The organism is Calothrix sp. FACHB-168 (genome assembly GCF_963889195.1).
Classification (GTDB): Bacteria; Cyanobacteriota; Cyanobacteriia; order Cyanobacteriales; family Nostocaceae; genus Aulosira; species Aulosira anomala_A.
On the sequence record NZ_CAWPNJ010000038.1, the window covers coordinates 26,513 to 36,933 of the forward strand.

The following is a 10,421-nucleotide window of genomic DNA, read 5'->3' on the forward strand; positions in this document are numbered from 1 at the left end:
GAACCTCTGCGCGTACTTTGTAAACCTCCGCGTTAAAAAATAATTAGGAATCTCACCCCATGTCAACCCCAAAATTCCCCATTTATTCCCTCTCCATTAGCGGCTTGCTTTCTTGGCAACTTCATGCCTTAAATAACGAAGGTAACGAAGGAAATCAATCCTTAACTCGGCGATTTTATATCATTCAAAAAGGCATGAATGAACCCGAATATGTTAATGGCATTTCTGGTGATATGCTCAAACATATTCAAGCCGAACATTTACACCGCATCGCCTTAGAATCTAACTTGCATTTATCCGCAGGTGGTAAACAATTTAACCCCGATCGCATTGGCTATGATATTGACAAAAACCTCCCGATTTTTAGCGACAAAGACACAGATTTAGCCGCCAAAACAGCCAAAGCCTTACAACTTTGTACCATCAGCGATTTAGAAGGATTCATGGTGACAGTTAAAGGTGGACAAACCCTAAAACGTGAGTCTGTAATTGAATTTGGCGCAGTTGTTGGTTTACCCACATTCGTTAAAACCCAAAGCTATTTTCACGCCAAATATGGTGTGGAAAATCCTACACCCTACAATGTACAAGTCAGTTCTGGTTTATACGCAACTGTCTTAAATATTGAAGCCTTCCGCATTGGTTACAATCCCCATAACTTCAGCTACAGCATTGATATTACCGAACGCAAACAACGTTTAGACGCATTACTCAAAAGCGTACTCTACACCTATCTGCAACCCAACGGAGCCAAGCGAAATACCAATTTACCCCACCCCGACCATTTTGAAGGAGTAATCACCATCAGCACCCGTCGCTGTCCCGCACCGATGTTGAGTCCATTAGAAGAAAGCTATAACCGTCAAATTAATAGTTTGGCTAACACTTTAAATCATCTCAACGGAGCAGGGACAATTCACTGCTTTGAATTTAATTCAATGGCAGAATTCGCCGAACACATCCAAACAATTATTACACAAGGGCAACCTTGGGAGAGCGACAATGCCGAAGCCAGCGAATAATTCTCACAATTCCAGTTCTCCTCTCCTTGCAGGAGAGGGGTTAGGGGAGAGGTGGCTCACCGTTAGCTATCAACCGGTAAGTTTGTTTACCCTGAAACGTTCTGACGCTACTAGCATGGCTGCACGTTCCAATTTGGTACCTACACCCTATGCTATCAAAATGGCGTTATTAAAAGCATTATTAGAAAGCCAAGGGAAACGCCACCAAGACGACTTTGATATTTGGATCAAAAAAGAATTTTCCTGGATTCGCGATTTGCAGATATACCTGCTTCCACCAGAACAGTTGGTAGTCAATCGCAACGGTTACAAACTCAGGTATTATGACCAAACCGCAGATAAAGCCGACAAAAATCGCTCGACAATACCTATGCAAGATGGGTTTGTATTTCGCGAATGGATACATTTACAGGGAGAATTAAAAATTTGTGCGGGAGAATGTGACAACCTAGCACAATTAACCCAATTATTCGCTCAAATCAATTATTTTGGCAAAAAAGGCTGCTTCTTCCAATTTCTTCCCGACGCAACCCAACAAACCGATGCACCCACCTTTACACCAGACCCCAGCACTAGTTTCACCGTGCAACCAATGGATGATTTAGGTAAAAAAACTACCTTTAACCGCATTAATCCATTTTCCAATGATAAAGCCCAAATTGACAAAGACCGGATAATAGAACCAGGATTTTTACCATTACGACTTCGTTCTACTAGTGCCCGTTATGACTTCTACCAAAGATACTGAGAGTAATAATGCTGCAAATTCATTACAAAATAGCAGAAAAACAGAAAACCGCTTCGCTGGGTTAAGTGTTATTTTACACCAAGCTGAAACATTATCTACAGCGATCGCTTTAAGCGACTGGCTAGTTGAGGTTGATACCGCACCCATTTGGATACCTCTACGTAAAATATATGGGGTGACGAAAATCATGCCAGTACTACCAGAATCGATTTTATATGAAAATTTAATGCGATCGCTCTGTTTACAAATCGCTGAAAATAACTTGGTAGAATGGCGAGAGAAAGCCTACGAAATCGGTGGTGTTGAGGTCAATTCCCATTCCCTACATACAATCCAAATTACCATTTCCGCCGTCAAAGCTCTTCCCCCCACACTAGGACGTGCTATCCATGCATTGTGTTTTCGCTGGTTTGCTAATGCAAATCCCGAATTAGCCGACAGGTTACACCAACAGGATAATTTACCAATGACAATCGGCTTGGAATATTGTTCTCCCAAAAAAAACCTGTTGAAAATCAGCTTATTACAAAAAGAATTACTCGCACCCTTACTGTGGGGAATGAATGCAGACTTGGGTAACGAGATTACATTAGCAGGAATACCCTGTCGTTTGGGTGGTTGGATTGATATTACTCAAGCAACCAGCTATGAGAAACTTGTACAACTACCAACTCAGAATTTCATCGAATTCCAATTTCTTACCCCTACCAGTTTCAAACAGGGTAAAAATATTCAACCTTTTCCCCTACCCGAATTAGTTTTTAATGGACTGTTACGACGTTGGAATTTATTTGCACCAGAAGCACTCAGATTTCCTAGCATCGAATGGAATGCAGTAGTTTCAGCTTACGAACTCAAAACCTACGCCATGAAAATGGAAGGTGGTGCAGAGATAGGTGCAGAAGGATTAGTTAGATATAGATTCGCAGACAGCGAGCAAGCCAGAATCGCCACAATTTTAGCTCACTTTGCCAACTTTGCCGGCATTGGTCGAAAAACTGCAATGGGAATGGGACAAGTTAAGGGGGGATGAGGGGGACAAGGGAGACAAGGAGGACAAGGGAGACAAGGGGGACAAGAGAGATGAGGGGGACAAATGACTAATGACAAATGACCATTGACCAATATGAATGAAAATTACTTACCCCTGGCGTATCTGAATGCTTGGGAATATTGCCCACGGCGATTTTACCTTGAATATGTGCTGGGGGAAATGGAAGACAACGAACATATTATTTTAGGTCGCCATTTACACCGCAACATTAACGAAGAACTAGTAATCACCGAAGGCGATACAGTGATTCGTCAACAACAATGGGTATGGAGCGATCGCCTGAAAATTGCTGGTATTATTGATGCGGTAGAAGAGTGCAACGGTCAACTTATCCCAGTAGAATACAAAAAAGGGAAAATGGCACAACATCTCAACGACCATTTTCAACTCTGCGGTGCAGCTTTATGTTTAGAAGAACGCACCGGACGCAATATTGCCTATGGCGAAATTTTTTACCACGCCAACCGCAGAAGACAAACCGTAGCATTTACCCCACAATTACGACAAGCTACAGAAAATGCGATCGCACTGGCTCAAGTTGCTGCTAATCAGCAAATGCCAGCCCCCATTAACAATAACAAAAAATGCTCCTCATGCAGTTTGCAACGAATTTGCTTACCTTTTGAAGTCAAAGCACTCCGTGCAGAAATTTAGAGACGATTCTGCACTACTTCTAAATCAAACCAATTTGTTTGAAAATCCAAAATCCGTTTTGAAAAGTTCAGATATAAGGAAGCCTTATCTCCCAACAAAGCGCCGAAAATGTTGGGTTTCGTTCCTCAACCCAACCTACGCCTCACTAAATCAAACCAATTTGTTTGAAAATCCAAAATCCAAAATCTAAAATCTAAAATCTAAAATTAATATGTCAGTTCTCTACGTTACTCAAGCCGAAGCCGTTTTAAGTAAAGTCTACGAAGCCTTCACCGTCTCTTTAAAGCAGGAAGATGGTACATGGAAGAAAAAAAATATACCTGCGCAAACTGTAGAACAAGTAGTTCTCATGGGTAATCCGCAAGTTACCGGAGACGCTCTTGTCTATGCTTTAGAATTAGGAATGCCCGTACATTATCTTTCCTTTTTCGGAAAATACTTAGGCTCGGCGTTGCCCGGATACTCTCGTAATGGTCAACTTAGGTTAGCTCAATATGCAGTTTACAACGATCCTGCACGACGTTTGGAATTAGTCCAAGCAATAGTTACTACCAAAATTCACAATCAATACAACGTACTATATCGCCATAACGAACGGGATAATCCGCTCAAACAACGCAAAACTATGGTTAAAAGCCAAAAAACTATAGACCAGGTGCGGGGAATTGAAGGATTAGCCGCACGAGAGTATTTTGCTTGTTGGCAAAGAATGGTGGGTAAACAATGGACTTTCAACGGTCGCAATCGTAACCCACCTACCGATCCCGTGAATGCATTATTAAGTTTTTCCTATGCTTTGTTGAAAACCCAAGTCACATCTGCGGTTCACCTTGCTGGACTTGACCCTTATATTGGCTATTTACATGAAGTTCATCACGGACAACCAGCAATGGTATTAGATTTGATGGAAGAATTTCGCGCCTTAGTGAGTGACAATGTAGTTTTAGGCTTGTTGGGTAAACGGGAAATTCAACCTTAGCGAATCCCGGCAACGGGATTGAAACATTTCACAATCAGTTACTACAGTCCCATCTTGGGCGATCTTGAAACTTAGCGAATCCCGGCAACGGGATTGAAACGTTAATAAATTTGGATCGCTTGCTTCAATAATCCCTTCCTTGAAACTTAGCGAATCCCGGCAACGGGATTGAAACTTACTTTCTGCTTCTTGTGCCTTTAAAACATCCGGCTTGAAACTTAGCGAATCCCGGCAACGGGATTGAAACTATTTGGGGATGGAGCGTATTGCTTTGAAAATATTACTTGAAACTTAGCGAATCCCGGCAACGGGATTGAAACAGATAATTGAAATCCATACAACCTTGTCACCATGCTTGAAACTTAGCGAATCCCGGCAACGGGATTGAAACAATTTTGCGGCGATACTACAAGCCAGCCTTTACCCTTCTTGAAACTTAGCGAATCCCGGCAACGGGATTGAAACCTTAAAAAGCCTTGAGGCAGCAAATTAGGGTATACACCCGCTTGAAACTTAGCGAATCCCGGCAACGGGATTGAAACAATTAGAAATTGGTAATTAACTGAGGTCAAATTATGAACTTGAAACTTAGCGAATCCCGGCAACGGGATTGAAACACAGTTGATCCTAAGAATGAAGAACAGCTAACCGAGGCTTGAAACTTAGCGAATCCCGGCAACGGGATTGAAACCAGAGAAGCCAGTGCTGATTTATTTAATTTTGCGGCTTGAAACTTAGCGAATCCCGGCAACGGGATTGAAACACAAAATAACCTAAAGCGCATAGCCGGGTCGATCCCCTTGAAACTTAGCGAATCCCGGCAACGGGATTGAAACACATTTTATCCCTTTGGCTTGTAACGGTCAATACCTCCTTGAAACTTAGCGAATCCCGGCAACGGGATTGAAACCTTGCTGCCACTGGGCGACATATATCGCCCTTGTTCTGCTTGAAACTTAGCGAATCCCGGCAACGGGATTGAAACACACAAAGAGAAATACCACAAGAGGCCTCTGCCTGCTTGAAACTTAGCGAATCCCGGCAACGGGATTGAAACGATAAAGATTTATCAAGATTACAAGCTTTGCACGACTTGAAACTTAGCGAATCCCGGCAACGGGATTGAAACTTTTAGCGCTGGCTTTGATGAAATTGGGTTTTACCCTTGAAACTTAGCGAATCCCGGCAACGGGATTGAAACCAGTTACTTGATACAACCTTAACTAGAACTGTTTGGCTTGAAACTTAGCGAATCCCGGCAACGGGATTGAAACTATACATGGTTGGAGAAATGAAGACTTGGAGGAATGTCCAACTTGAAACTTAGCGAATCCCGGCAACGGGATTGAAACACACTCGATACTACATCAAAAACCATCGCCCCCGATTCTTGAAACTTAGCGAATCCCGGCAACGGGATTGAAACATTTAGAAAGGGGGTCTCTAAAACAGGAACCGCCATCTTGAAACTTAGCGAATCCCGGCAACGGGATTGAAACTACCCATGACGCAAATCATCGAAGCAAGCGCCACTGTCTTGAAACTTAGCGAATCCCGGCAACGGGATTGAAACTAATTTTGGGGCGTGTGTTCCGCTATCTTTATTAATCCTTGAAACTTAGCGAATCCCGGCAACGGGATTGAAACGTCTAACAAAATATCGTCTACATACCTCAAAGTTCTTGAAACTTAGCGAATCCCGGCAACGGGATTGAAACCTCGATAATAGCTTAACTGGTAAATATATCCTTCCAGACTTGAAACTTAGCGAATCCCGGCAACGGGATTGAAACTTAACTGCTTTCCCTGAATTGAAATCCGCCTGATTAGCTTGAAACTTAGCGAATCCCGGCAACGGGATTGAAACGAGCCAGATTTATCAGAATTCAATGCATGGGTAGCACTTGAAACTTAGCGAATCCCGGCAACGGGATTGAAACCTTGTGTGTATCCGATGTCAGTCCAAGCACTGCACAGACTTGAAACTTAGCGAATCCTGGCAACGGGATTGAAACGCAAAAAGTTTGAGTACGTTCCATAATTGACTGGTAGCTTGAAATAATAAATGAGGATATCGGTGAACCCGCCCCTACAACAATCAACAGTCAACAGCCAAAACCGATATTTTTCACAACTGAAATAGGATTGCTATCTTGACAATACTGTTGCTAATTCACGAGAATTCAACATTTGTAGAAACTAGAAATTATTAATTATGAATGGTGTTACTTTTGCCCTTGCGTCCTATGGGTACACACATCGGCGTTCCCAAAACTGGATCGGAAATAACACGACACTCTAAAGCAAAAACTTCTTTTACCATCTCCTCTGTCATTACTTGCTTGGGTTCTCCTGCCGTAAAAATTCTTCCTTGTTTCACAGCAACTAGATAATCTGCATAACGACAAGCTTGATTTAAATCATGCAGCACCATGACAATAGTTCTTCCCTGATTCTGGTTCAAATCATATAACAAATCTAAAACTTCTATTTGATGTGCTAAATCTAAAAAAGTAGTCGGTTCATCTAATAGTAAAATATCTGTATCTTGCGCCAGTGCCATTGCAATCCAAGCACGTTGGCGTTGTCCACCAGACAAGGTATCTAATGCTCTATCTGCTAACTCTAATAAATCTGTAATTAAGAGTGCCTGTTGCACAATTTTTTCATCTTTAGCTGACCACTGCTGCAACCAATTTTGATAAGGATAACGACCTTGAGCAACTAAATCTCTGATTGTTAATCCTTCGGGTGCTACTGGACTTTGGGGTAAAATCCCCAATTGTTGTGCTACTTCTTTAGTAGACAAATTAAAAATTGAAGTGCTATCAAGATATACGGTACCACCAATAGGTTTGAGCAATCTAACTAAACCTCTTAATAAAGTTGATTTACCGCAACCATTTGCACCTACTAAAGCCGTAATTTTTCCCGGAGGAATTGCCAAATTTAAGTCTCGAATAATGGGTACGCCATCGTAAGCTAAAGACAAACTTTTGGTTGATAATCCTTTCATAGTTGTTATTATGTTGACGGTTGACGGTTGACGGTTGACTATTTTTTGCGATTGCGAATTAATAAATAGAGAAAATAAGGTGCGCCAATCGCAGCAGTTACCACTCCACAGGGAATTTCGATAGGTGCAAAGATAGTTCTGCCGAAAAAGTCCGCAGCTACAACTAACATTCCTCCTAATAATGCAGAACTGGGAATTAAACCTTGATGATTTGTACCTACTAACTGTCTGCCTAAATGGGGTGCAATTAATCCTACAAAGCCAATCATTCCGGCTGTGGCGACTGCTGCACCTGCTAAGGCTACAGCCACTAGTACGAGTAAACCCCGTTGCCATTCCACACGAGTTCCTAAACCTTTGGCGACATCATCTCCCAAATTTAAGGCATCTAAATGTCTGGCTAGTATCAGCGCCATTGGCACAAAAACGATTAACCAAGGTAAAAAAGAAAAAACTTGTTCCCAGGTGCGTCCGTAAACACTACCAGCTAACCACACCAACGCATCGCTGACGCTGTAAATATCGCCAAAGGTAATTAATAAGCTGGTGAAAGCAGAGGCGATCGCAGATAAACCCACGCCCATTAAAATAAACAACACTGGCGAACTTCCATTGTTCCAAGCCAAGGAGTAAATTAAACCAGCCATTAATAAAGCACCTGCAAAGGCGGACAAAGGCAAAGTATAAACAGGTGCTGATGGTAATAATACAATTACTGTCACTGCCGCTAGACTTGCCCCCGCATTAATGCCAATAATGCCGGGATCGGCTAATGGGTTACGTGTAATTCCTTGCAAGATAGTGCCAGAAATTGCCAGTGCTATACCCACCATAAAAGCCACAAGGGTACGGGGTAGACGGAGGTTGTGAATCACAAAAGCATGATCGGGATTACCTGTATCAATACCCAATACGGTTTTGATAATGTCTAGGGGGGAAATCGGGTATTCTCCCCGGCCTAAATTCATCACCATTGCTACCAAAACCGCCACTGCCAAACATAGCAGCATTGGTGGTACACGGCGATCGATCCGCAAAGATATCGTCTCGGAACGGATGACGAGCCAATCCAATTTCATTTCCTCACCTTTGATTTAGCCAAGTAGACAAAAAAGGGCGCACCAACTAATGCTGTCATCACACCTACAGGTAATTCCTGGGGTTTGAGTAATATCCGCGCCGCCACATCTGCAACTAAAAGTAAAGTTGCACCGACAACTGCGGAGTAAGGCAAAATCCAACGGTAATCGGCTTTGATAAAAAATCTCACCATATGGGGAACGACTAAGCCAATAAAGCCGATAGGCCCGGCTAGAGATACGGAACTTCCTGCTAGTAGCACCACACTAATAGCAGTGGTAATTTTCACCCAAGCTGTCTGTTGACCTAAACCTTTGGCTACATCTTCACCCAGGCTCATGGTTGTAATTTGTCTACCAAGGCTAAAGGCTACCACTAAGCCAATCACGACAAAAGGTAATGCTGACAATAAGATGTTGATATCCCGGCCAGCTAGGGAACCAGCCAACCAAAAGCGAATTTCTTCTAAGGTGCGTTGACTGACGATGAGAATAGCCGTGGTGAGGGAAGAAATCAAAGCCGTGAGTGCTGCACCTGCTACGGTGAGATTTAATGGGGTGGCTCCTCCCTTTCCTAAAGAACCCAGCAAGTAGACTAACATCGCTGTCGCGCCTGCACCCACAAAGGCCACAATGGTTAAAACGCCTAAGGAGGAGCCGCCAAAGAGAAAAATTGTGGTAACTACAGCTAATGCTGCACCTGACTCAATACCCAAAATCCCTGGATCTGCTAAGGGGTTGCGCGTCAAACCTTGCATTAATGCGCCGGAGACTGCTAAGGCTGATCCTACCAGCAGAGCAATGAGCGATCGCGGTAATCTCACGGTCTGAATTACTAAATGTTCGTATGAACCGTCAAATAGGATAAAGGATTCTAGAATCTTTTTTATAGATATTTCTGCTGCACCTAAAGTAACACTGTACACCAAGCAAGTTAGCAGAATTAGTATGCCCAGAATTAGACCCGCTAATGGAGATATTTTCGGTGTGTTCCAGTTCCTTGGGGATGCTGTGGTTGCTCTTGTCATTATCTTTTCATCAATTGATAATTATATTCATTTAAGTAAGCTAGCTGTGTCTTCTTTGACATTTGCAATTCCAACATCTTAATTGAGAATTTTTATATAACTATCAAGTATTAAGACAAGGTACATTCCTATAATATTTAGCTTTGCAGCCTAATGTGAGCGATAAGAGCGATAAGTTTCAAGATTATACTTTATCCTTATTAGGATTTTTTTTCAACTAATTTTGTACTTGTTTCAGAAAAATCAGAAAATTATTATCAAATAGCTATAATAGTTAGTCCATTGCTGTTTAATCGCTAGCTAACAGCAAATACGAGAAAATATCTCAGATGACGCCAATTAACAAAGGATTGTCACAGTTCGAGAAAAATTCTGATAAATTCTGCACATCGCCGTCTATACGTTCGACTAATTCGCCTGGTGTACGGTATTTATGAAAGGATAAATCTAGTGTCAAACAATGCTCTACTAAATCTGCACGTAAGGCGTTAGTAGCTGTCCAAGCGACGTTTTCACCGTATAAGGTTGCGGTAATTGTCATGAGTTGGGTAATTAAGGCGACAGCAATAAATAAAAAAGCTGCTAGGAATAATTTTTGGCGATCGCCTCCAGCTACAGCTGTGTCAATGAAATAGCGTAAAATCTGGGGTTTGAGGATTTGTAAGCCGATGCTGAAAAGAAGTGCGATCGCAAACTTAATTACTCTACCCTTTTGTGGCTTGAGGTAGTCTACAAGTAAGTTCCAGTATTGTTGTAGTCCGATTTTCATCAGCACTCTTGTGAAACGCCCACTACTATCTACAACGCTCCGATAATACCTCCTGCTGCTGCGCCAATCCCC

At 42.3% G+C, this 10,421-nt stretch carries 8 protein-coding genes, 1 pseudogene and 1 CRISPR repeat array; of the genes and pseudogenes, 5 read left to right on the forward strand and 4 right to left on the reverse strand.

Going from position 1 to position 10,421, the window contains the following annotated elements; all coding sequences use genetic code 11:
• The first annotated feature begins 59 nt into the window (after nt 1–59).
• From AACW45_RS22475 to cas1, 5 genes and pseudogenes are all read left to right on the forward strand, one after another.
• The gene (locus AACW45_RS22475) at nt 60–1,022 is read left to right on the forward strand and encodes a DevR family CRISPR-associated autoregulator (RefSeq protein ID WP_190634936.1); all 963 of its coding nucleotides are present in this window, start codon (nt 60–62) and stop codon (nt 1,020–1,022) included.
• Nucleotides 1,003–1,770 (forward strand): hypothetical protein, encoded by a 768-nt coding sequence (locus AACW45_RS22480; RefSeq protein WP_242045690.1) that lies wholly within the window; start codon nt 1,003–1,005, stop codon nt 1,768–1,770. The genes AACW45_RS22475 and AACW45_RS22480 overlap by 20 nt, the downstream gene beginning before the upstream one ends.
• Nucleotides 1,748–2,803 carry a CRISPR system precrRNA processing endoribonuclease RAMP protein Cas6 gene (cas6, locus tag AACW45_RS22485; protein WP_190634937.1) on the forward strand — a complete coding sequence of 352 codons (1,056 nt, stop codon included), beginning with the start codon at nt 1,748–1,750 and terminating at the stop codon, nt 2,801–2,803. Before AACW45_RS22480 ends, cas6 begins: the two co-directional genes overlap by 23 nt.
• A gap of 93 nt (nt 2,804–2,896) precedes the next feature.
• Nucleotides 2,897–3,478, forward strand: a complete 582-nt coding sequence (gene cas4 / locus AACW45_RS22490; protein WP_190634987.1) for a CRISPR-associated protein Cas4 — start codon at nt 2,897–2,899, stop codon at nt 3,476–3,478.
• Nucleotides 3,479–3,689: 211 nt separating this feature from the next.
• A pseudogene (gene cas1, locus AACW45_RS38450) lies at nt 3,690–4,391 on the forward strand (CRISPR-associated endonuclease Cas1); the annotation flags it as partial.
• 54 nt (nt 4,392–4,445) lie between these two features.
• Nucleotides 4,446–6,472: a CRISPR direct-repeat array (repeat unit 37 nt; unit sequence CTTGAAACTTAGCGAATCCCGGCAACGGGATTGAAAC).
• Between the two features lie 194 nt (nt 6,473–6,666).
• Here cas1 and AACW45_RS22495 read toward each other — a convergent pair.
• The 4 genes from AACW45_RS22495 to AACW45_RS22510 all read right to left on the reverse strand — a co-directional run bounded on the left by AACW45_RS22495 (nt 6,667) and on the right by AACW45_RS22510 (nt 10,349).
• On the reverse strand, nt 6,667–7,473 hold the full coding sequence (locus tag AACW45_RS22495; RefSeq protein WP_190634939.1) for an ABC transporter ATP-binding protein: 807 nt from the start codon (nt 7,471–7,473) through the stop codon (nt 6,667–6,669).
• A 38-nt stretch (nt 7,474–7,511) separates the two neighbouring features.
• Nucleotides 7,512–8,552 (reverse strand): FecCD family ABC transporter permease, encoded by a 1,041-nt coding sequence (locus tag AACW45_RS22500; RefSeq protein WP_190634941.1) that lies wholly within the window; start codon nt 8,550–8,552, stop codon nt 7,512–7,514.
• Complete coding sequence (locus tag AACW45_RS22505) at nt 8,549–9,580, reverse strand: FecCD family ABC transporter permease (protein ID WP_190634943.1); 1,032 nt, start codon at nt 9,578–9,580, stop codon at nt 8,549–8,551. The genes AACW45_RS22500 and AACW45_RS22505 overlap by 4 nt, the downstream gene beginning before the upstream one ends.
• Nucleotides 9,581–9,905: 325 nt before the next feature.
• Nucleotides 9,906–10,349, reverse strand: coding sequence for an ABC transporter transmembrane domain-containing protein (locus AACW45_RS22510; protein WP_242045691.1), 444 nt, complete (start codon nt 10,347–10,349; stop codon nt 9,906–9,908).
• Nucleotides 10,350–10,421: the final 72 nt, after the last annotated feature.